Source organism: Arenibacter flavimaris (assembly GCF_030291335.1).
In the GTDB taxonomy this organism is placed as follows: Bacteria; Bacteroidota; Bacteroidia; order Flavobacteriales; family Flavobacteriaceae; genus Arenibacter.
Window position 1 is genome coordinate 61,822 of the sequence record NZ_JASWIM010000012.1, and the last position, 23,916, is coordinate 85,737.

Annotated in this window: 17 protein-coding genes; 9 read left to right on the forward strand and 8 right to left on the reverse strand. The window is 40.7% G+C overall.

The genetic code is table 11. The features are described 5' to 3' along the window. Positions 1 to 92: 92 nt before the first annotated feature. Both QSE00_RS11085 and QSE00_RS11090 read right to left on the reverse strand, forming a co-directional pair. On the reverse strand, positions 93 to 1,409 hold the full coding sequence (locus QSE00_RS11085; protein WP_110356809.1) for a Gfo/Idh/MocA family protein: 1,317 nt from the start codon (positions 1,407 to 1,409) through the stop codon (positions 93 to 95). Positions 1,410 to 1,660: 251 nt separating this feature from the next. Next, positions 1,661 to 2,170, reverse strand: coding sequence for a hypothetical protein (locus QSE00_RS11090; protein ID WP_286106001.1), 510 nt, complete (start codon positions 2,168 to 2,170; stop codon positions 1,661 to 1,663). Between the two features lie 191 nt (positions 2,171 to 2,361). Between QSE00_RS11090 and QSE00_RS11095 the strand changes: the two genes are divergently transcribed. Beyond that, the gene (locus QSE00_RS11095) at positions 2,362 to 4,998 is read left to right on the forward strand and encodes an MGH1-like glycoside hydrolase domain-containing protein (RefSeq protein WP_286106002.1); all 2,637 of its coding nucleotides are present in this window, start codon (positions 2,362 to 2,364) and stop codon (positions 4,996 to 4,998) included. Between the two features lie 16 nt (positions 4,999 to 5,014). Beyond that, entirely contained in the window at positions 5,015 to 6,982 is a 1,968-nt protein-coding gene (locus QSE00_RS11100) for an amylo-alpha-1,6-glucosidase (protein ID WP_286106003.1), read from the forward strand. 21 nt (positions 6,983 to 7,003) lie between these two features. Here QSE00_RS11100 and QSE00_RS11105 read toward each other — a convergent pair whose 3' ends face one another. Continuing rightward, positions 7,004 to 7,261 (reverse strand): heavy-metal-associated domain-containing protein, encoded by a 258-nt coding sequence (locus QSE00_RS11105; RefSeq protein WP_110356805.1) that lies wholly within the window; start codon positions 7,259 to 7,261, stop codon positions 7,004 to 7,006. A gap of 147 nt (positions 7,262 to 7,408) precedes the next feature. Then, the gene (locus QSE00_RS11110; RefSeq protein WP_286106004.1) at positions 7,409 to 9,139 is read right to left on the reverse strand and encodes an APC family permease; all 1,731 of its coding nucleotides are present in this window, start codon (positions 9,137 to 9,139) and stop codon (positions 7,409 to 7,411) included. A 111-nt stretch (positions 9,140 to 9,250) separates the two neighbouring features. On the opposite strand from QSE00_RS11110, the gene QSE00_RS11115 reads away from it, so the two are divergent. After that, positions 9,251 to 9,961, forward strand: coding sequence for a DUF1003 domain-containing protein (locus QSE00_RS11115; RefSeq protein ID WP_286106005.1), 711 nt, complete (start codon positions 9,251 to 9,253; stop codon positions 9,959 to 9,961). 115 nt (positions 9,962 to 10,076) lie between these two features. Continuing rightward, complete coding sequence (locus QSE00_RS11120; protein ID WP_286106006.1) at positions 10,077 to 11,453, forward strand: Gfo/Idh/MocA family oxidoreductase; 1,377 nt, start codon at positions 10,077 to 10,079, stop codon at positions 11,451 to 11,453. 39 nt (positions 11,454 to 11,492) lie between these two features. On the opposite strand, the gene QSE00_RS11125 is transcribed toward QSE00_RS11120, so the two are convergent. From QSE00_RS11125 to QSE00_RS11135, 3 genes are read right to left on the reverse strand one after another with little or no spacing between them, the layout of a single operon-like run. Then, entirely contained in the window at positions 11,493 to 12,167 is a 675-nt protein-coding gene (locus tag QSE00_RS11125; RefSeq protein WP_286106007.1) for an ABC transporter ATP-binding protein, read from the reverse strand. A 9-nt stretch (positions 12,168 to 12,176) separates the two neighbouring features. Next, positions 12,177 to 13,439, reverse strand: coding sequence for an ABC transporter permease (locus QSE00_RS11130; RefSeq protein WP_286106008.1), 1,263 nt, complete (start codon positions 13,437 to 13,439; stop codon positions 12,177 to 12,179). Next, a complete protein-coding gene (locus QSE00_RS11135) occupies positions 13,436 to 14,518 on the reverse strand; it encodes an efflux RND transporter periplasmic adaptor subunit (RefSeq protein WP_110356800.1) in 1,083 nt (360 codons plus the stop codon). The genes QSE00_RS11130 and QSE00_RS11135 overlap by 4 nt, the downstream gene beginning before the upstream one ends. A gap of 300 nt (positions 14,519 to 14,818) precedes the next feature. On the opposite strand from QSE00_RS11135, the gene QSE00_RS11140 reads away from it, so the two are divergent. From QSE00_RS11140 to glk, 4 genes are all read left to right on the forward strand, one after another. Beyond that, the gene (locus tag QSE00_RS11140; protein WP_110356913.1) at positions 14,819 to 15,271 is read left to right on the forward strand and encodes a pyridoxamine 5'-phosphate oxidase family protein; all 453 of its coding nucleotides are present in this window, start codon (positions 14,819 to 14,821) and stop codon (positions 15,269 to 15,271) included. A 101-nt stretch (positions 15,272 to 15,372) separates the two neighbouring features. Then, entirely contained in the window at positions 15,373 to 17,781 is a 2,409-nt protein-coding gene (gene ppsA, locus QSE00_RS11145; protein WP_286106009.1) for a phosphoenolpyruvate synthase, read from the forward strand. 730 nt (positions 17,782 to 18,511) lie between these two features. Continuing rightward, entirely contained in the window at positions 18,512 to 19,447 is a 936-nt protein-coding gene (locus QSE00_RS11150; RefSeq protein ID WP_286106010.1) for a 1-phosphofructokinase family hexose kinase, read from the forward strand. Positions 19,448 to 19,536: 89 nt separating this feature from the next. Further along, positions 19,537 to 20,613, forward strand: a complete 1,077-nt coding sequence (gene glk, locus QSE00_RS11155) for a glucokinase (protein ID WP_286106011.1) — start codon at positions 19,537 to 19,539, stop codon at positions 20,611 to 20,613. A 100-nt stretch (positions 20,614 to 20,713) separates the two neighbouring features. Here the strand turns inward: glk and QSE00_RS11160 are convergent, their stop codons facing one another. Continuing rightward, positions 20,714 to 21,574: a universal stress protein gene (locus QSE00_RS11160; RefSeq protein ID WP_286106012.1), complete on the reverse strand. Its 861-nt coding sequence runs from the start codon at positions 21,572 to 21,574 to the stop codon at positions 20,714 to 20,716. A gap of 247 nt (positions 21,575 to 21,821) precedes the next feature. Here QSE00_RS11160 and pta point away from each other — a divergent pair, with 247 nt between their 5' ends. Next, positions 21,822 to 23,915, forward strand: coding sequence for a phosphate acetyltransferase (gene pta / locus QSE00_RS11165; protein WP_286106013.1), 2,094 nt, complete (start codon positions 21,822 to 21,824; stop codon positions 23,913 to 23,915). Position 23,916: the final 1 nt, after the last annotated feature.

The window sequence follows — 23,916 nt, forward strand, 5'->3', positions numbered from 1 at the left end:
TTCAATTGTATCAATCAGGTCGTACCACAAAAAATCCCAAACTTTCTACCTACTTGGAAAGTTTGGGATTAATAATTATTCTATTTAAAATCTTAGATCACAACGGTCTTCCCGGGGATTGGTATATTGTAAGTACCATCCGCATTGGGTTGTACCGGTGCCGGAGAATCCCAAGTTAAATTGTCCGGAGCCAAATCTATATTGGAAGTCATGGCCTCCTCCCACTTAATTACTTGGCCCGAATAAGTGGCCATCCTTCCTATAATTGCACTCATGGTACTCATAGCTCCATTTTCAGCATTGCTTATTACACCTTTGTTCCTAATGGATTCAAAAAGTTTAATATGCTCTACCTGATATGGATTTGGATCATCCTTTCCTCGGTGGGTAAATATATCATTGCCATTATAATCCTTAATAAAGGCATTATCCCCGTACGTTTCAATAGTTCCTTTGGTACCTTGAAAGGTCTCGGCCACCCTACTCATGGTTTCCGGCATATGACGGCACTGACTGGCTATTACAGCACCACTGGGATAGGTATATTCCACAAAATGGTGATCAAAAATTTCCCCATGGTCCTTACCCGTCCTTACTTGTCTTCCTCCAAATCCTTGTGCTGAAACTGGGTATTCCCCTATAAACCAATTGGCAACATCTATATTGTGGATGTGCTGTTCCAATATATGGTCTCCGCACAACCAGTTGAAATAATACCAATTTCGCATTTGGTATTCCAGCTCGGTTTGTCCTGGTTGTCTTTCCCTAACCCAAACTCCACCACTGTTCCAGTATACTTGTCCTGAAACAATTTTTCCTATCTTATTATCCTTGATTTGCTGTAAAGCTGCCAAATAACTGTCCTGGTAATGTCTTTGAAGGCCAACGACCACATTTAATTTCTTATCCTTTGCTACTTGCGCCGCTGCCAATACCTTTCGTACTCCAGGTACATCCGTTGCAACCGGCTTTTCCATAAATACATGCTTTCCTGCATTTACCGCATATTCAAAATGCTGGGGCCTAAATCCTGGAGGGGTGGCCAAAATAACCACATCCGCCATGTCTATGGCTTTTTCCGCCCCATCAAAACCAACAAACTGATTCGCCTTGGGAACATTTACCTTCTTGGTATCCTTAAACTCCTTCTGCAAATTCATTAAACTTCCCTGCAACCTATCTTCAAAAGCATCGGCCATCGCAATCAATTCAACATTGGGATCCGCTTTCAGGGCTTGTTGCGCCGCACCTGTACCACGACCACCACAACCAATCAAGGCTATCTTTAATTTCTTGTCATTAGCTACATTTACCATAGCATTCATTTGCATGGTTGGTAAAATCATAGCTCCTGTTACCAGAGCACTGCTCTTAACAAAATCTCTTCTACTGTTTTTAATATTGGTCATGGTATTACTTGTTTGTTTAGTTTTTATGATATAAAATTAAAAATTGCACAATCACGGCCCCATATCAAAAAATGGGGAACAGGAATGCGTGGTCAAGATAGAGATTTATTTGGAAACGTACAATGTACATTTGTACGGAATAGCACCTATTATGTTAAATATTTCCTGATATCCCAGAATAACGAACATAAATTTTTTCAACGCCTAAAATTCAACCGTCATTATACGGTATCCGTAACAGAAAATTTCATTTATAATTTAGACTTTTCTTTCAAAGCCTCCGGTTTAAAATGCCTATGCCTTTCCATCATCATTTCTTGCAGGGAATCCATTTGTTGAAATATTTTTCGCATGTCCGAAAAGTTGTTGTTGCGTTGCCTTTCAAAAAAATCATTAAAGTATGGGCCTCTACCCATAAGGGAATCTATATCCATGAACCGCCCCAAATTATGGTCTTCCATGAAAGAGTATAAATTATCCTCTGAGAAAAATTTCATAGCCCCCATGATACTGTCCAGATTCATTTCCTTGGGCAGGCTCTCCAGATTACTGTATGAATAAGAGTAAATGGAGTCATAGCCTATAACATTTCCTTCCTCATCGTATTGCTTATCGACCTTCCAACTTATTTTCGGTGTATCCCTAGAAATACTGTCCGTGCTTCTCTCGGCAAGCTCAAGCTTGGATGGACCGCGATCGTCCTGTGCCTGGCATGCAACTAAAATCAAACCCAACAAAAGGGTAAACACAAATTTTTTCATATTAAAAAATTTTAATTAAACCTCTGTTTTTACATCATTAGCCTCAAAAAAAATGCCATCCGAGACATTATTTAAACCGTTGTCAGGTTAAAAATGTGTTAAACATATGCTATCTTTAATGGTAGAATATGAAAGTGCCGGATGCACACGATAATGGTTAACCGCAGTACCCTTATATATGATAAAATTTAATGACTAAAGAAAGAATGGCCCAAGAACAAAAGCGATTGGATGATTCCCGATCAAAAGTGAAGGATTGGCATAAATGGGGCCCATATTTAAGTGAACGGCAATGGGGAACGGTCAGGGAAGACTACAGTCCGGATGGGGATGCCTGGAACTACTTTTCGCACGACGATTCCCGCAGTAGGGCCTATAGATGGGGAGAAGATGGTATTGCCGGAATTTCAGACAGATATTGTAATGTATGCTTTGGAATAGCCCTATGGAACGGAAAGGATCAAATCTTAAAGGAGCGACTTTTTGGACTTACGGGACCTCAAGGGAACCATGGAGAGGATGTAAAGGAGCTCTATTACTATTTGGAGAATACCCCTACCCATTCCTATATGAAGCATCTGTACAAATATCCACAGAACCAATTTCCATATCGTCAATTGGTGGAAGAAAACAGAAAACGGGGAAAAAACGATTTGGAGTACGAGCTTTTGGATACCGGCATCTTCGACAACAATGAATATTTTGACGTCCTTACTGAATATGCCAAGGCAGACAACGAAGATATTCTCATAAAAATATCTATTAGCAATAGAAGTTTAAATACGGCTCCTATTCATGTACTACCAACTCTATGGACCAGAAATCTTTGGAGTTTTGTAGGTATGCCCGAAAAACCGATCATAAAAAAAGAAACCCAAAAAGGCCAAACCTTTGTCTCCCTAAAACACATATATGTAGGGAGCTACCATCTCTATTTTGAAGAAGCTTCCCGATTGTTGTTTACGGAGAACGAGACCAATATGGAAAAGGTTTATGCACAACCTAACGATCATCCCTTCAAAAAGGATCTTTTTCACGATTCCGTGGTGAACAACGATTATTCCATAATTTCCAAAAATAATCAAGGCACCAAATTTGCACCCTTGTACAAGCTGAATATTAAAGCTGGGGAAACAAAAACAATTAAATTAAGGTTGACCGACTCTTCTTTGGAAACCCCATTCGACAAGGGTTTTGACACCATCTTTTCTAAAAGAATCCAAGAATCCCAACAGTTTTTGGATGCTACTTTTAAAACGGCAACCAAAGATGCCAAAGAAATTCAAAAACAGGCCATTGCCGGACTGCTCTGGTCCAAACAATATTACAATTACGAAGTGGAAAGGTGGTTGAACGGCGACCATAAGGAGATGCCTCCTCCACAAAATAGATTTAACGGAAGAAACAAGGAATGGAAAACACTGAGAAACCACGACATACTTGCTATGCCGGACAAATGGGAATATCCTTGGTTCGCTGCTTGGGATACAGCATTCCACTGTGTTAGCCTTGCCCTGGTAGATTCCAATTTTGCCAAGGATCAATTGTTGTTGTTTACCAAGGAATGGTATATGGCACCGAACGGCCAGATACCTGCATATGAATGGAATTTCAGTGATGTAAATCCACCCGTACAAGCTTGGGCGTCCCTTCAGATTTATCAAATGGAGAAAAAGAAGACCGGTAAAGGGGACCTTATTTTTTTAAAGCGAATGTTCAACAAACTGGCCCTAAATTTTACCTGGTGGGTGAACCGGGAGGATAGTCTTGAAAACAACGTTTTTGAAGGGGGATTCCTGGGGCTAGACAATATTGGGGTCTTTGATCGTAGCCGTGATATTCCCGGAGGTGGAGTCCTGGAACAAGTGGATGGAACTTCATGGATGGCCCTGTATTGTCTTAATATGTTGGAAATGGCTTTGGAAATTGCCTTGGAAGACCAATCTTTTGAGGATATGACCATGAAATATTTTGGCCATTTTGTCTTTATTGCAGAAGCGCTAAACGCAATAAGTCAGGATTATAACGGCTCATGGGATGAAATGGAAGGTTTTTTCTATGATAAGTTGATATTGCCCCATGGAGAATCCGTTCCCATTAAAGTACGTTCCATTTCGGGTTTGTTATCCCTAACGGCAGTATTGAATATCAAGAAAGAATATTTGGACAAGCTACCCCGATTCAGAAAAAGTATGGAATGGTTCCGTAAACACCGGATAGAGAACGCAAAATATCAGGTAATGGAAGAATACTCTGAAAATAAGGATGTACTTCTATCACTAGTACCCAAGGACCGTTTGCAAAAGCTGATAGGAAGTATTTTAAACGAAAAGGAGTTTCTTTCCCCATTCGGTATCAGATCCTTATCCAAAATACATGAAAAACCCTACACCATCAACATAGATGGAAAAGCCTATGGGATCAATTATGAACCTGCGGAGTCCACCTCTGGACTTTTTGGTGGAAATTCCAACTGGAGAGGGCCTATTTGGATGCCAATGAACTATTTGTTTATTAATTCCCTAAGGGAGTATCATAGCTATTTTGGAAATAAGTTGGCATTTCCTTATCCCACAGGTAATGGTAACATGATGAATCTAAAGGATATTGGTGATGAAATTGGCAAAAGGCTGATACTGCTTTTTGAAAAGGATGCGGATGGCAATAGACCCATTCACCAATTGCATCAAGAAAAATACCGGGACCCCCACTTTAAGGACCTTATCTTATTTTATGAGTATTTTCATGGGGACAGTGGCAGAGGTGTAGGAGCCTCGCATCAAACGGGATGGACCGCTTTGGTAGTGAATTTAATGGAAGAAATATAATTGTAATTTGGAGAATTTGTTCACTAAGGAATGGTTGGTTACCAACGGACTGGGCGGTTATGCCTCAGGCGCTGTCAACGGTGCCAATACAAGACAGTACCACGGTCTATTGGTCGCCGCCCTTGAACCGCCTACCGACCGCACAGTAGTGGTGGCAAAAATTGAAGAACGCGTACTAATTGATGGCCAACATTACCATATTTCCACCAATCAATATCCCAAAGTGGTTTTTCCCGATGGAGGTCAATATTTAAAGAATTTTACTGTTGACCCGAATCCTACTTGGCTGTTTGCCGATCCTAATTGGGAACTGCGCAAAAATATACAAATGATATCGGGATCCAACACCACTGTACTCACCTACACCAACATTGGAAAGAATCCATTTGTATTGGAGTTACACCCACTTTACGCATACAACGACTATCACACTACCTTTCACGAAGCTTCGCGGTATAATTTCTTTACAGAGCTCAATAAGGACCACTTAAAATCATACCCGGAATACGGAAGTAATCCGGTTTTTACCGGGTGGACGGCAGGACATTATTATGAGGCACGTAGTTGGTTTAAAAATATCATCCTCTCCAAGGGAAAAGCTCGAGGCCTAGGGTCGGTCTGCGACTACTATAGAATTGGATACCTCGAACATGAACTACAGCCTGGAGAAGAACTTATATTGTACTTCACCATAGAGGAGGACATAGTTAGGGAAGGAATAAAAAAAATTCTATCACTGGACGGCCAAAAACGAAGGAGGAGCAACAAAAAGTTCGCACCTGGTTTTTTTAAAGACCTCATGTTATCCGGAGAACAATTTATAGTCCATAGAAATTCCACCAAAAGTATGTCCGTAATTGCTGGCTATCACTGGTTTACGGATTGGGGAAGGGACACCATGATCGCTATGCGCGGATTAACCATTGCTACTGGTAAAAAAGAGCTATCCAAATCTATTTTGAATACTTTTTTCAAGAGTGTGGATCAGGGAATGATCCCGGACCGATTTCCCGATAATGCCAAAGACCCCGTTCATTACAATACCATGGATGCCACACTGTGGCTATTTGTGGCCAGTTATGAATACCACAAAAAATTTGAAGATATTGCATTCCTAAAGGATCATATAAAAATATTAAAGAATATTTTGGACCAGCATATTGCCGGGGCCCGTTACAACATTCACATTACGAAGGAAGGATTTATCTACGGCGGGGAATGCAAGGTACAGTTGACATGGATGGATGCCATAGTAGGCGGTAAGGTCATTACCCCTAGAATTGGCTGTCCTGTGGAGGTCAATGCGCTTTGGTACAATGCCCTTAAAATTTATGAAAATTTCTGCCAGATTCTCAATGCCGATGTTGAAGCCAGATATTTGGAATTAATAACCAAATTTGAATTGAATTTCACCAAATTCTTCACCAATCCTCATGGATCCTTATATGACGTGATCATCCCAGGGACCTCACAGGACGATACCTTGCGTCCCAATCAAATATATTGCCTAAGCTTACCTTTCGGAGTTCTGGATAACGACCAACAAAGATCCATTCTTGAGACTGTGGAAAATAAACTTTACACCCCCTTTGGTCTTCGCACCTTGGACCCGGATAATCCTGAATACAAGCCGAATTATGAAGGTAACCAGTGGTCACGGGACCATGCTTATCACCAAGGAACCGTATGGCCGTTTCTATTACATGAATACTTTAAGGCCTTTTTCAAAATCTACGGAACCTCTTTAAGTAATAGGAAAAAAGTAATGTTGGAATTGGAACCCTTACGTCAACATTTCTACAAGGACAATGGCATCCATTGTATTTCCGAGATTTTTAATGGTAGCAACCCCAAAGAGGGAAAAGGTTGTATTCATCAAGCTTGGTCTGTTGCGGCCATTATTAAATTGTACATAGATTATGGGCTCGACAAAATTGAACGGGAAATATCAACGGAACAGGAACCAAACCTTAAAAAAAATTAAAAATTGAATTTGGTTATTACCTTATAAAGAAAACAGTCCCTTTGGTATGGCATGAAATCCTAGGGATTTAACCATCTTCTCCACCTCTTTTATTTCAACCATTTGAGTAGTATGTACTGTAAACTCAATTGGAAAGTCATCATTAAAAACTACATTTTTTACGCCTTCAACCTTTAATAGGTTCTCCCTAATTCTCCTGAGGTCATTGGCCTCCTTGGCATTGGTTCCAAAAACTTTTCCATGATTGCCGGGAATTACATTTTCTGATAGAATACTCATATTAAATTTCTATTTATCCATAAATAATTAATTGGCCTACGCATCTTCAAAACCAAAATCTAATTAAATCCCGTAAACCTGTTATAAATTTACAAAAACAAGCAAGGACAAAGGTGATAATTATCATAACTTTAAAAGCAACAATCATTAGATAATGAGTCTTACATCGCCCAATTCCTGAATTTTATAGGGGAATTTATCCCCAGGGGAGCCAATGAACATAAAATTGGTAGGAATTCCCCATCGTTTTGAAAGCTCCTTTATTTTTGCTGGACCAAACACACCTACTTCTTCAACACATTGGATATGAATGTCAGGATAAGCCCTATCCAACACCTCAATATCCTCCTTTAATTTGGGGGCCATAATATGCCCTTCATTTACTACCGCTACTATTTTAAGTATCCTAGTTGGTTCATTGTTCTTAATGTAAAGCATTACCTTATTTAAGGTAGCTACATCATCATGGTTGGTAAAGAAAACAAACTGTTGTTTATTTATTGCCGCCAGTAATTTTTTGGTCTGCACATTCAAGGTCTTAAATAGATGGCCCTTATCTGGAAAGACAAAACTTAGAATATCTAGAAATCCCCTAAAAATATAGGTGCGGTACAACATAAAAAACACTACAAGAAGGGTGGGAATGAGGTATTCCGTAAAAATCCCCAAATAAGAAGGGTTTAAAATAATGTTTCCTGCCATGGCTGTAATTACCGCAAGTATGGCAATTATAAGGCCCACCCAACTTGATCTTTCCGGGCGTGGTAATTTGTCCCGATTTATTTTTAGCATCATGTTTCCCAATCCAAACAATACCATAACCGATAAAAAGGCTATGGTATAAACCCCTGCCAATTTTGCCAAATTTCCTTTGGTCGCCAATAATATGGATACACAAAGTATATAGAAAAGCGTATAGATCAAATATGAACTTCCCGACTTATTCTTCTTCAATAAAAATTTGGGTAGGATCCTATCCAAGGCCATACGTTCCATAAGTCCCCCTACCCCAACAAAAGAGGTAAGTACGGCCCCACTTAAAACCAATGCCGCATCAATGCCCACCAGAATGGAAAGCCAATTACCTCCGGATACATCGGCCATGTGGGAAAGCAGGGCATCTTGATTGGATTCAATTACATTTAGCGGGATAATGGCTAGGGCAAGAAATGCTATCAAGGGATTAAAAACAGTTACCACCACCCACATATTGCGCAAGGTCTTTGGGAAAACCCCTGCTTTCTGCTCCTCTACATAATTGGCCGAACTTTCAAAGCCACTAATCCCCAACATTGCCGCAGAAAACCCTAAAAACAAAGCGCTAAAGACACTACCTTCCAATGGGACCTTATAATTTGACAACAAGGTCCCAAATCCATTTTGAGCAAAAAAGACTATACAGAAAGCACATAATAAGGTTAATGAAAATAGATGAAATAAAAAAATAACTATTGCCACCTTGGAAGACTCACCAATTCCAATGATAACCAATGCCATAAAACAAAACATCAAGAATATGGTCACTGGCAAAACAGGAATAAAGCACCATATACTATAGGCATATTTTACAGCCTCACTAGCCGATATCACAGCTGTTGCCATATACGACAAAACGGTCAATGCTGCAGCAAGGGATGCTGTCGATTTCTTAGTAGTATTCAACAAAGCATTATAGGCACCTCCGTTCAATGGTAGTGCCCCCACTACCTCTCCATAAATTTTCCTAAAAAGAAACAGGACAAATGCCACTACCAAAAGGGAAATCCAAGCATACTGACCGGAGTAAACTATGGCCAATGCGGAAACAAATAGACACGATGAACTAATGTCGTTACCACATATGGCAGTGGCTTCCAGCTGATTCAATTTTTTTTTCATCGAAAATAATTAGGAGATTGAATTCATATTTAAAGATAAGGGTAACAGCACAACTTTATCTTCAAATAGGCTAGAAAATACCTTACATTTAATAGATAAAACAATATGGACATGAAGACCTTTGTAAGCGCCCTATCCCTAAAAGAATATCCGATCAGCGAACAGGTTCCTGTAAAAACAATTCGAAAATCAATTATGGACCTTATCCACAAGGAGCATCCAGAAATACATTCGAAAAAATCCATATCTGTTTCAGAACTTAATTTATATCGGCAAAAATACCTGTCGGACTATCTTATCCATGAGGTTGGTGAATTATCCACTTTGGAAGAGGACGTACTTAAAACGATAGAGCAAGAACAAATAATTACCACACAGAGGGAAGGGTTGATTACTGCAAAGGAATATTCATTTGGCCAGCGATTGGCAGACAAGGTAGCAAGCTTTGGCGGAAGCTGGAGGTTCATAATTTTGTTTGGCATTTTTATTGTTATTTGGATGATCATCAATATTGTTTTCCTCCTGGATAGCGGATTTGACCCCTACCCTTTTATACTTCTCAATTTAATTCTATCCTGTTTGGCGGCATTACAGGCCCCGGTAATCATGATGAGCCAAAATAGACAGGAAGAAAAGGACAGGGAGCGTGCCAAACAAGATTATATGATTAATTTAAAAGCAGAACTTGAGATTCGCGTCCTGCACGAAAAATTGGACCACCTTATTATGCATCAACAACAGGAATTATTGAATATACAACAAGTTCAAGTTGAAATGATGGAAGATATCATGAGGCAGATAAAAGGACAACAGAAAAGTTAAAGGGTAAGGGTGTATTAAATATACATTTCAAAATTTAACCGAGAATATTCGTCAAGGATTGAAGTTATTTTGTATTTTTTGAAAACCAATAAACCATCAAATAATTAGCCCGACCATGGATAACAAGATTTTTAATATCAACCGAAGAAACTTTATGAAGGGGGCAGCCGCATCCTTGGCTCTTTCCTCTTTTGGATCCTATGGCATGGAACTCATTTACCGGGATAAACCGCTACGGGTGGGGTTGATAGGTACAGGTTGGTATGGAAAAAGTGATCTTTTTAGGCTAATGCAAGTCACTAAAGTAGATGTTGTATCTATCTGTGATGTGGACGAACGTTTACTAACAGAAGCTGCAAACCTCATCAGTCTTAGGCAGCCATCGCGTAAAACCCCTAGAATTTATAAGGATTATAGGAAAATGCTCGCAAAAAGGGATTTGGATATTGTACTTATTGGTACCCCAGATCATTGGCATGCACTGCAGGCCATAGAGGCCTTAAAGTCCGGAGCCCATGTTTATGTACAAAAACCAATAAGTGTTGATGTAATGGAAGGGGAAGCTATGGTAGCGGCCGCTAGAAAATACAACAGGGCAGTTCAGGTGGGAACCCAGCGTAAGAGTACCCCACATCTTATAGAAGCCAAAAAAAACATAGTGGACGCAGGCTTATTGGGGAAAATTTCCCATGTGGAAATGTGCTGTTACTATCATATGCGGGCCAATGGCAACCCTCCCATAGAAAAGGTTCCCGATTTTTTGGACTACGAAATGTGGACTGGACCGGCACCACTGCGTCCTTATGATGGAATCCCCCACAGACGTTGGTGGCGAACCTTTATGGAGTACGGCAATGGCATTATGGGCGATATGTGCGTACATATGTTGGATACCGTTAGATGGATGCTGGAGTTGGATTGGCCCAAAAGGATTAGTTCTACAGGCGGCATCTATGTCCAACAAGACGGGAAATCCAATATTGCCGATACCCAAACCGCCATCTTTGAATATGAGGAACTCAATTGCGTTTGGCAGCATAGAAGTTGGGGAACCCCCGCAGACCCGGATTACCCTTGGTCGTTTAAACTTTATGGGGAGAAAGGCACACTGTCCGGAAGCACCATGAGGTCCGACTTTGTTCCGCACGGGGATGGAGAAAAGATACATTTGGATGTTGTTTATGAAAAGGAAAAATATCCAGAGGACCTTACCGAAAAAGATATAGAACTGAACGCAGCTCCGGCCACCAGATTACATATGCTGGATTTTCTTGCTGCCATTGAAAAGGGCAATTTACCTGTTGCCGATATTCGGGAAGGCCACATATCCACCGCAAGCTGTATCTTGGCCAATATGGCCATGGCCACAGGAAGACCTTTGATCTATGATCCTAAAAATATTATGGTGGTAAATGATGTGGAGGCAACAGCGCTTTTACAAAGGGAATATCGTTCCCCATGGAAGCATCCCCATCCCCACGATTTTAAATAGAACTATGGCTGTCCCATGTAAGTTTGCGATAAATAAAAATTAATCCAAAATACGGCCATCCTCCATCTGTATAATTCGGTCTGTACGTTTGGCAAAGTCCTCGTCATGGGTCACTATCAAGAGAGAGAGGTCTTCCTCCTCCTTTAATCGTTTAAATATACTGAAGACGTTTTCAGAATTATGGCTATCCAAATTCCCGGTAGGTTCGTCGCCCATCAGAATCGCGGGATTGTTTATCAAAGCCCTGGCAATGGCCACCCGTTGTTTTTCCCCACCTGATATTCTCGAGGCCCGTTGATGGGCCAACTTTAGGATGTCCAACATTCTTAATTTTTCCATGGCATCGTGTTCTATTTCCGCTAAGGACTTCTCTCCCAATTTTTTTGCCGGTAGCATCACATTTTCCAATACGCTAAACTCGGACAGCAAATAATGAAACTGGAACACGAAACCTATATTCTTATTGCGTATTTGTGAAAGTTTACCGTGTTTTTGGCCCGTAATCAATTCATTGTTTAAAAATAATTCCCCGGTATAATCCGTATCCATGGTAGACAAAATATAAAGCAGGGTTGACTTACCTGACCCAGATTTACCCATGATAGAGGCAAATTCCCCCTTCCTTATTCCCAATGAGATATCTTTGAGCACATGAAATTTCACAGGCTTGTCAAAGTATTTGTTGATATTTTTTGTCTCTAAAACGAAGTCCATTTTTCTTGATTAAGTTCCCCTAATAATACGCACAGGGTCTATGTGCTTTGCTTTATTGGAAGGCAACCAACCAGCAACAAAGGTCGAAATCAGGGCAAAGGAAATTCCGATGACATAGTACCAAATATCATAATCAATGGGATAGGTGGTAATGGTTGGTAACGCCTCGGTTTCAAAGGCTACATTATCTATTAGTTTGGAAAGAACAAACCCAACAATAAGCCCAAGAATCCCACCCAATACGCCAATAATCATAGCCTGACACATAAATATAAGCTGCACGTCATTGCCTGAGAATCCAATAGCTTTTAAAATTGCGATATCCTTCATTTTCTCATAAATGAGCATATTAAGGATATTGTATATTCCAAAACCTGCAACTATCAATAATGTAATGGACACAGCGTAGGTGATCAGGTTACGAATATTGGATCCCGTCTCAAATTGGGCATTGGCCTCGTTAATGCTGGTCGCCTTTACTTGAAACTGTTTTCCCAAGCTTTTTGCCATAGTAGTGGCCTCGTTAATATCGTACAACTTTACATTGATATCGGTAATGTAGTTCTGGGCCTCTCCCAAAATACGTTGTACCGTCTTTAGATTGGCATAACTTTGAATATTATCTATTTCTGCAATGCCACTTTGGTAGATTCCCACAATTTTTAGGGGAAAAACATCCCCCTTTATAGTGCTTATCTGTACACGATCCCCTTTTTTAAGCGACATTTTTTGGGCAAGACCGGCACCCAAAAGTATTCCGTTATCACTATTTTTCAGATCCTGGGCCGTTCCCTCTACTATATAATCACCAATGTTCGAGAGTCTTGCCTCCTCCATAATATCGACCCCTACCAAATTTCCGCCCAGTTCTATGGAACCGGACAGATAAAAGATCTGCGCCCTAAGTTGTGGGGTGGCACCATACACCTTTTCGTCCTTTTTTAGATAATTCAGGATGGGTAGACCGTTGTGAATCTTCTTCTGACTTTGTTTTGGCTTAACGGAATTCACTACATTAAAGGCATCCTCAAATTCTTGGTAAAGGGCAATGGGCTGTTCATCCGAGGGTTCAATTTCATTGTAAATATGGATATGGGGTGTTTGGTTCAAAATTAGGCTGTCCAGCATTTCATTGAGCCCCGTCATAAAACTGACCAAGGTTATATAGGCCCCGATACCAAAGGTAACGCCTAGGGAGGCGGTGACCGTAGATTTCATCTTGGTGAGCAGATGGGTTTTGGCGATATTCAATATGACCTTCCAATTGATCATTCTTCAGGTTTTAGAATTTCTGTGGTCTCATTGATGCCTTTTATAATTTCGACACGATCCAGGTTTTGTAGCCCTGGAACAATTTCAACAAGTCCGTCCGGGGTCTTTACCTTATTCCCCTCCAACAAATATTCCTTGGGAATGGTCAAGACATTTTCCTTTTCAGAAATAATTATATTCCCCTCCCCTGCCAAACCGGGATAAAGTGCTTTTGGAGGATTATTAAAAATGGCCTCTGCCTTGAACGTTTGGGAACGCTCGTCCTTTTTGGGATATATTTTGCTTACTTTGGCGTCAAACACCATATCTCCATAGGCATCCAGCGTAATGAGGGCTTTTTGGCCCAACTGGAGTTTTACTATATCGACCTCATCTATCAACAACTCAATAATAAAATCCGATGCACTTCCCACCGCTGCCAAAGGCTCCATGGAATTGACTATCTCCCCGGGGTTTTTGTAAAGGGCATAAACCTTTCCATTGATCTTGCTGCTAACGGTAAAGTCTTCGGTGGAAAGCTTGGAGGTATTGTAATTGTTGATCGCTTGCTGAACTTGGGTTGAAAGTTCGTTCTTGGTCTGGACGTACTTATTTTTAAGTTGTTTTAAATTATTTCCCGAAATTTCATAAGCTAGTTTTCGGTTCTCGAACTGCACCTTTGAACCAATATTTTGATCCCAAAGCCTCTTTTGTCTTAAATAATTAACGGAATCATTTTTAAAGGATAAGGTTGCCGATCGAATCTCATCCTCCAATGAACTTAAGACCGCCGAACTTCCATTATAATTTGCCTTTGCCAATTCCAGGGTCAATCTGGCATTCTCCATATTGAGTCTTGGGGTACTGTTAACTATCTGAACAATGGGCGTTCCTTCCCTTACCAAGTCTCCCTCTTCCAATAAATTACGATCCAAAATACCCGCTACAGGGGCATAGGCCTGATATAGACTATCTGGCTGCACGGTTACGGATGCATATACAGATTCGGTTAAATGGATTTTTGTCGGAAAAGTCCTTTCCGGTTTGTCTCCACAGGATAACAATAGAAAAAGACACTGAATCAATATAAAATTCCTCATAGAAAATATAAAATACGGTAGCACAAAATAAAGGGAATTAAACTATTTGGAATATGAGAAAAATCATGATTGGTCTATTTCTGTCCAAATCCCAGCAAACCTTGCTCCTATAGTCTATTGGACCTATTAGAATATATGGGTAGTTTTTCTAAAAGGTAATGGACTGACCGATATCATATTTTACAAAAAAAGAAGGGACTAGATTTGACCCTATCGAGGTTTGGCAGAAATGACTTTTAAATGCAGTAATTACAATTGTTGCATGTTGCAGCCAAGTTAACGGACTATATCAAAAATAAAATGACAAATTTAACCACAAGCGAAAGTATACGATTACTCAGGAATAATTATACTGGTCATTTGGGATATATATCCCAACAACAGCCTTATGTACTTCCCATTACTTATTACTATGATAAGGATGACCACTCCTTAATAAGTTATTCTGCAGATGGTCATAAGATAGAAGCCATGCGCAAAAATGCTGCGGTTACCTTATTAGTGGAGGAAATAAAATCATCCAACAATTGGCAATCGGTCATGGCTCATGGTACGTACGAAGAACTTAAAGGTGCCGATGCCAAATTTAAGTTGCATCAATTTACTGAAGGAGTAAAAGGACTTATTCTCTCCAAGGAGAATAGGGAGACCGAATTTATTAGTGAGTTTTCCGGCAAATTATACTCACGCGGGATTCCAACCGTATATCGCATCAAAATATTAGAGATTACAGGAAAAAGAAAAGAGACCTAGACCGGTATTCAACGGGCTTGGTTTCTACATTTTCCAGCTACTGCCAATTGGCTGTATATCTCTATAAAATCAATTTCAACAACCCTCACAATATATTGGAGATGAAAAACTACATAAGACACTTTAACGAAATAGACATTAGCGATATTCCCGAAGTGGGAGGCAAAAATGCCTCCCTGGGCGAAATGTACCAGAAACTGACTTTAAAGGGGGTACAAGTTCCTGACGGATTTGCCACTACTTCTGACGCATACTGGCTATTCTTGAAAGAGGGCCAATTACAGGAATCCATATTCACCGAAATTGCGAAACTGGATAAAAAAGGATTTTCAAATTTAAGGGAAGTTGGGAGTGCTATACGAACAAGTATAGCCAATGCGGAATTTCCACAAGCCATCAAATCTTCCCTTGAAAAAGGATATAATGCATTGGTTAAAAAATACGGACCCCATATTTCCTTGGCAGTCCGTAGTAGTGCTACGGCAGAAGACCTTCCCAATGCCAGTTTTGCCGGGCAACAGGAAACCTATCTCAATGTTAAGGGATTTGATGAATTGGTAGCTGCCTGTCATAGGTGTTATGCTTCCTTGTTTACCGATAGGGCTATAAAATACCGAGAAGACAATCATTTTGACCAGACCAAGGTAGCGCTGTCCATTGGTGTTCAGTTAATGGTACGCTCAGATCTTGCCTGCTCCGGAGTAAATTTCACCTTAGATCCGGACACGGGGTTTAACAAGGTAGTTCTTGTTTCCAGTATTTGGGGCCTAGGTGAAAATATTGTTCAGGGTAGTGTAAATCCCGACGAATACTTTGTATATAAACCTAGTCTAAAAAATAGCATTCCCCTGCCCATCATTTCAAGAAAATTGGGCAGCAAGGAAAAAACCATGGTATACGACAGTTCGGGCAGTGGTATCCTTAACCTTGACACCAAAATAGAAAAACAGGAAAAATTTGTACTTGCCGATGCGGAAGTGATAAAACTAGCCCAATGGTCCATAATCATTGAAGACCATTATGGACGTCCGATGGATATAGAATGGGCAAAGGACGGATTGACCAATGAATTGTTTATAGTCCAGGCTAGACCCGAGACAGTACAAAGTGCCAAAAAAGACAAACTTAAAATCAGTACCTATTCCTTACTTCAAAAAAGTAAGGAAATTACGAGGGGAATGGGTCTTGGCAACAAAATATCGGCCGGGAAAGCACGCATCATCCATAGTCCACTTGAATCCGATAAATTGCAAGCAGGGGAAATTCTTGTCACGGAAAAGACCGATCCCGATTGGGATCCCATCCTCAAAAAAGCGGCCGGCATCATTACAGACCAAGGGGGACGCACAAGTCATGCCGCCATTGTTGCTAGGGAAGTTGGTGCAGCAGCCATTGTTGGCACCCTTAATGCCACAAAAACGATCAAGGACGGTCAGGATATTACCATATCCTGCGCGGATGGGGACACTGGGGTGGTCTACGAGGGAATATTGACATGGGATGAAAAAGTGGTGGATACCAAGTCACTTAAAACCCCCATAACCCAACCCATGCTCATTTTGGCAGATCCGGAACAGGCATTTAAACTATCATTTTATCCCACGGCCGGAGTTGGTCTGATGCGATTGGAATTTGTCATCAACAATTCCATTCAAATCCATCCAATGGCCCTAAAACATTTTGATGATTTGAAAGATATTACGGCCAAAACACTTATTGAAAAACTCACCCACCACTATCCGGACAAGGCCGATTATTTTGTACAAAAATTAGCAGAGGGAATTGCCACCATTGCAGCCGCCTTTTATCCTAAAGATGTTATTGTACGCACCAGTGATTTTAAATCCAATGAATATGCCAATCTAATAGGCGGTAAGGAATTTGAACCGTTGGAATCCAATCCTATGATCGGTTTTAGGGGAGCATCACGCTACTATCATCCTAAATATCAGGAGGCCTTTGAATTGGAGTGCAAGGCCATGAAAAGGGTTAGGGAGAAAATGGGTTTTAATAATGTAAAGATTATGATTCCCTTCTGTCGTACCCTTAAAGAAGCAGAAAGAGTGGTAGATCTTATGGCAGCTAACGGATTGAAAAGAGGCGAAAATGGCCTGCAGCTCTATATGATGACCGAAATTCCCAACAACGTTATTCTCGCCGAAGAGTTCGCACATTTTTTTGACGGCTTCTCCATAGGTTCCAACGATCTTACCCAATTGACCTTGGGTGTGGATCGCGATTCGGAACTCTTAAGCGACATTTTTGATGCCAATGATCCGGGAGTAAAAAAAATGATCTCTATGGCCATTGCCTCGGCCCATAAAACAAATACAAAAATAGGACTCTGCGGACAGGCTCCCAGTGATTATCCTGAGTTTGCACAATTTCTTGTAGAAAAGGGTATCAATTCCATCTCCTTTAGTCCGGATGCGCTCATTGATGGAATCAACAATATAAATATGGCGGAACAAAGTAAGATCAGCTTTGGAATGGCGGAAAGCAGTAATTGATATATGACCCGGTAACCATAAAAGGTATTAAACCTCAGCGCAAGCCTGTCTACCGACAAAGGCAGGCCTGTCTGCCGACAAAGGCAGGCCCTGAACCCAATAATAGGAATCGACCCTAGGGTCGAGATATTGAACCCAGATCCCGCCAAAAATGGCGGGATTAGTTCAACTTGCAATTTTAAGTGCGTCTTTCTGACTTCTCAATATTGAGTTTCACTAATAAATTCATATCCTGGAAATAGAGATTTATTTTCGTGATATTTCAATAATCCGATCCACTTATTCGCTAACTAAGGTACAGAAACAACCAAATAGGTTCCCGCTTCCCCGTTCGTCCTTAGTTTTTTTTAGAAAATGTAAAGAAAAAGCCTAATGGTAGCGATATCGGCGATGGTAACATTCCCTTTATGATCAATTAACTCCATTAAAGCAACTTTTGCAGACAATAAAATGCAGATAGTTGAACCACCCCTTAAAATTGAATAACCAATATTCTGGCCCAACCAACAAAAATATAAGCTCAAGTACATGGAATGATGATTAATATCATTTTTCACCACCTTCTTAACTATTTCCTTTGTGATTACAAGTGGGACACCCTATGGTATTCTATAAACCTATAATACCTTTTGGCGTTTTCCTTTGATAAAGGAAACCTAGGCTAGGAATGTCCAGTTTCTGCCCGGATCAAAAGACATAGGGCCATGAACAATCATAAATTATAACCAAGATGCAAAAGAGAATTATAACCCTTACCTTAAATCCTGTAATAGATAAGAATGTCTCGGTAGCAGGTATAAGCCCTAACACCAAACTACGCTGTACCGCGCCAACTTACGATGCGGGGGGGGGTGGTATCAATGTATCACGTGCTCTTAAAAAATTGGGCGAGAAATCACTCTGCATGTATCTGGCCGGGGGACCCACAGGAGAACATTTAAGGCAAATTTTGGACAAGGCAGATATTGATCAATTGGTAATACCCATTAAGGGATGGACACGGGATAACCTTGCAGTTACCGATACCACTACCAACTTACAATACCGCTTTGGAGTGCCAGGACCACAGGTGGCAAAGGAGGAGTGGGAAACCCTACTAGTAAAACTGGATGAGAATCTGGAAAATGGGGACTATTTGGTGGCCAGCGGTAAATTGCCCCCGGGAATGCCGGATGATTTCTACGTTCTGGTAGCGGAAATAGCTAAAAGAAAAAAAGTACACTTTATATTGGACACTTCCGGGGAGGCCTTGCTTCAGGCTACCAAATCCAAAATATTTATGCTAAAGCCCAACCTTGGGGAATTGAGTACTTTATGTGGTGTTTCATCAATCTCTGCTATGGAATTGGAACCCCTCGCCAAAAAATTTTTAAAGGAGCACGATTGTGGGATACTTGTTGTATCATTGGGTCCGAAAGGAGCCCTCTTGGCCACCAAGGATCTCATAGAACATATTCCAGCGCCCACGGTTCTCCAAAAAAGTACCATTGGCGCAGGCGACAGTATGGTGGCCGGTATGTTAGTGGGTTTGCTCAAAGGCAAAACAAACAGCGAAATGGTAAAATACGGAGTGGCCTGTGGTACAGCGGCTACCATGCATGAGGGCACCCAACTGTGCAATAAAGATGATGCCGATAATTTGTACCAATGGATCCTAGGACAATAAAACGCTTGAATGATAAGCATGGATTACTTAATTTAATTCAAAATATTCTAGTGGTATAGAACGCAACCATATTATAAAAGATAGACTTTATGGACAATATTCAAAAATTTTCGTTACCCGCCATCCATAAAGGAGAGATTCCCTTAGCTTTTATGAATAAAGGAATATCCGAGGACAAAGGTGTTATTTTGGCCGGGGATATTGGTGGCACCAAAACAAATTTGGCCCTTTTTCAAATTCAGGATGGCAACCTAGTACCATTAAAGGAAAAATCATATCGCACTAAACAATACCAATCCTTTTTGGAAATGGTATCTGCCTTCCATACCATAGACATGCCCAAGATAAATGGTATATGTCTGGGTGTTGCCGGACCCGTAATCCAAGGCAAGGTAGATGGCACAAATTTTCCTTGGGCAATTGACAGTGAAGCAATTAGTAAGGAATTTAAAATAAGGGCTGTTTCATTGATCAACGATATGGAGGCCAATGCGTACGGATTGGCTGCCCTACAAGAAAAAGACTTTAAAACCCTTAAGTACGGCACAAAAATACCTGGCAATGCAGCACTACTATCGCCAGGTACGGGACTGGGGGAAGCTGGAATGTTCTGGGATGGATCGCACTACCACCCCTTTGCCTGTGAGGGCGGCCATTGCGATTTTAGTCCTCGCAATGAAATGGACATAAGAATTCTACAGCACTTCCAAAAGAAGTTTGGACATGTAAGCTGGGAAAGGTTGTTATCAGGTCCCGGAATCATGGATCTTTATGTGTTCCTAAGGCAAATAAGTGGTGTAAAGGAACCTCAATGGCTGAGTGATCAAATATCCAAGGGTAATCCTTCTGCAGTAATTACCGGGACGGCAATGGAAGGTAAGGATTCCGTTTGTTCCGAAACCCTGGATAACTTTATTCGTTTCCTGGCCATAGAAGCGGCACAGCTCGCTCTAAAATTCAAGGCTACAGGGGGTATTTATATAGGCGGGGGAATCTTGCCAAAAATAATAGCAGGTATTAATCGGGACGTTTTTTACAACAACTTTGTGCAGTCGGGGAGGTTAAACCCCGTTTTGAAAATGGTACCGGTCAGGGTCATCCTAAATGAAAAAACGGCACTCTTGGGAGCCGCCTACTATGGTGCTATGGCTTTGCAAAAAAGCTAAAGAATGTTGTTTTCCATCAAACATAAGAAGAATATGGCATAGCTATATATTTTCAATCCACATACTTTGTCCCATCCTAAAAACCAAGCATCAAATACGCCTAAAAAAATAAGGTTTTATGGTTATGCTCATTAAAACTCATCAATATTACCTCGCCGTAATCCTCCATTTTTTTTACTAAATCACTATGGAACCATTTTTTTAGAAATCCTTTTTTTTCCCTTTCCAGCATCACTACCATATCCGCATTTACCACCCCTAAATAAATGCTGAGAGTGTCAAATATATCTTCAGAAAACAACAGTTCAAACTCTATTTCTGGATAATCCACCTTGGATTTTAGCATGTCCTTAAACCACTCCATTCGCAAATCTCCCGCGTATTCCCCACTGGTTGAAATATGTACTACCCTAATCTTTGCTTTTAATGGCTTGGCTATTTCTGAAAGCTTTTCAATGGCATGTATATCTTCTTCTTCAAAATCTGTAGCATAGACCATGGTATCCAAATTTCTAGGCAATACATCTTTGGGAATGGCTATTATAGGACAAGGTGCTTTCTCTATTAACTTCTTGGTAGTACTACCCAAGATCAATTCCTCCAGACCATTATCTCCTTTGGTTCCTACCACGATGAGTTGGGCGTGATATTCTTCCGCTTTGTATATAATTCCTTTGATTACCGAACTGTTCTGTACTGGCTCCATTTGTATTTTGGGATTGTTCCACTTGTTCCCAAGGTGTTCTGTGCAGAATTTCTCCAACTCGTTACGATGAAATTTAAACGGATTTCCCTCATGGATAGGTGGGGCACCCTTTACCTCCACACCCAATACAGTAGGGGAAGTAAATGTATGGGTAATAACCAGTCGGGTACCCAAGTCCTGACCCAATTTATAGGCAAACTGCAAAGCAGAGACCGAGTTTTCGGAATAATCCGTGGCATAAAGCAATGTTTTCATTTTATTATAATTGTAATCTATCAACACAACTTGCAAGAAACCAAATATTCCAATTGGGGTAAACCCCGTAATACTTGCCTATTTAAAGAAGTTAAATTGTTAATGGGATAAAGTTGTTAAGTTAAAATTAAGGTCAATTGTTGTATCCATAAATGACTTCTATCATATAAGGTACTATTTCTATACCCGAACTTCGCAACTTGAAAAAAAATCCTTATTATATAACTTCAAAGAATAAAAGTAATTCATGAGCAAAGCCATATATCTTGCCACTACAGAGCCCAATAGCGGAAAATCTATCGTAACCTTGGGCATGATGCAGTTATTATTGGGAAAAACCGCCAAGGTGGGTTATTTCCGTCCAATTATCGATGACTTTGATAAAGGCAGGATTGATGACCACATAGACACTGTACTAAAGCATTTTGAGGTAGATCAAAAATTCGAGGATTCCTATGCCTATACCCGTAGCCAAGTGGTACAACTCAAAAACATGGACAAGGATGATGAAATTATTGGTAATATCATCAATAAGTATAAGGCCATTGAGGATAGGTTTGACATTGTTTTGGTGGAAGGAACGGATTTTTCGGGGGAGGGTGCCATTATTGAATGGGATATTAATGTACTTATCGCCAAAAATTTGGGAATTCCTGCAATCATCATAGCCAACGGTATGGGCAAGACCGTTCAAGAGTTGATCGGAAATGTCTATATGGCCTATGATTCCTTCAGGGAAAAGGGTGTTGAAGTACTACTTACCGTCGCCAACAAAGTTCCTCCAGTGAATTTGGACCAGGCAATAGACGGTCTCAAGACCAAACTACCCAAAAAAGTATTGATAGCCGCCATCCCTGTGAACCCAATTTTGGGAAATCCTACCGTAAAGGAAATTGCGCAGGCGCTTTCGGCCAAGGTTTTGTTCGGTGAAAATTTTATTAATAATCAGGCCGGGGAGTTTAGTGTGGGTGCCATGCAGCTCCGAAATTATCTTACCCATTTAAAAAAGGATAGTTTGGTCATAACACCAGGAGATAGGGCTGATATTATTCTAGGGGCATTACAGGCCAACATCTCTACCAATTATCCCAATCTCTCGGGTATTGTATTAACGGGGGGGCTTTTACCAGAGGGCTCCATTATAAAACTTATTGAGGGCCTTTCCGATATTATCCCCATCATCTCGGTTGCCGATGGTACTTTTTCAGTAACCAACCGTATTGGCACAATTAAACCTAGGATCTATCCGGAGAACAAAGAAAAAATATCGACCTCTATACACGAATTTGAAAAATATGTTCCCACAAGTGAATTGGCAGAGCGACTTATTACTTTCAAGGCTGAAGGAATTACCCCTAGAATGTTTCAGTACAATCTGCTTAAACGGGCAAAATCGGCCAAGAAGCATATTGTTCTCCCTGAAGGGAATGACGAACGCATTTTAAAGGCCACCAAAAAACTTTTGGACACCAATGCGGTTACTATTACATTGTTGGGAGATGCCGAACAAATAATAGCAAAAATTTCAGAATTGGATATTAATCTGGATACCAATAGCTTCAATATTATAGACCCCAAATCATCGCCCTATTTTATGGATTATGCTAGCACGCTGTACGAGCTTCGCAAGGAAAAGAATGTAAACTTGGCCATGGCAAAAGACCTAATGGAGGATGTTTCCTATTTTGGAACCATGATGGTCTACAAAGGCCATGCGGATGGAATGGTGTCCGGTGCGGCACATACTACTCAACATACCATTAGACCTGCTTTACAGTTTATCAAAACCAAACCGGAGGTCTCCATTGTTTCCTCTGTGTTCTTTATGTGTCTCCCCAATCGTGTCACTATATTCGGGGACTGCGCCATAAATCCAAACCCCACCGCTGAACAATTGGCCGAAATAGCCATTTCTTCGGCAGCTACCAGTTCGGCATTCGGTATTGAACCTAAAATTGCCATGCTATCCTATTCCTCCGGTGCTTCAGGAGTGGGAGAAGATGTGGATAGAGTGCGCAAAGCCACAGATATTATTAGAAAAAAACAGCCCAATTTAAAAGTAGAGGGTCCCATACAATACGATGCAGCAGTAGATATCAATGTAGGTAAGAGTAAATTACCGGATTCGGAAGTGGCAGGCCAAGCCAGTGTATTCATTTTTCCAGATCTAAATACTGGAAACAACACCTATAAGGCCGTCCAAAGGGAAACAGGTGCTCTGGCCATTGGTCCCATGCTACAAGGTCTTAATAAGCCAGTGAACGACCTAAGCCGCGGTTGTACCGTAGAGGATATCTATAATACTGTAGTCATTACTGCCATACAGGCACAAGGCATATAAT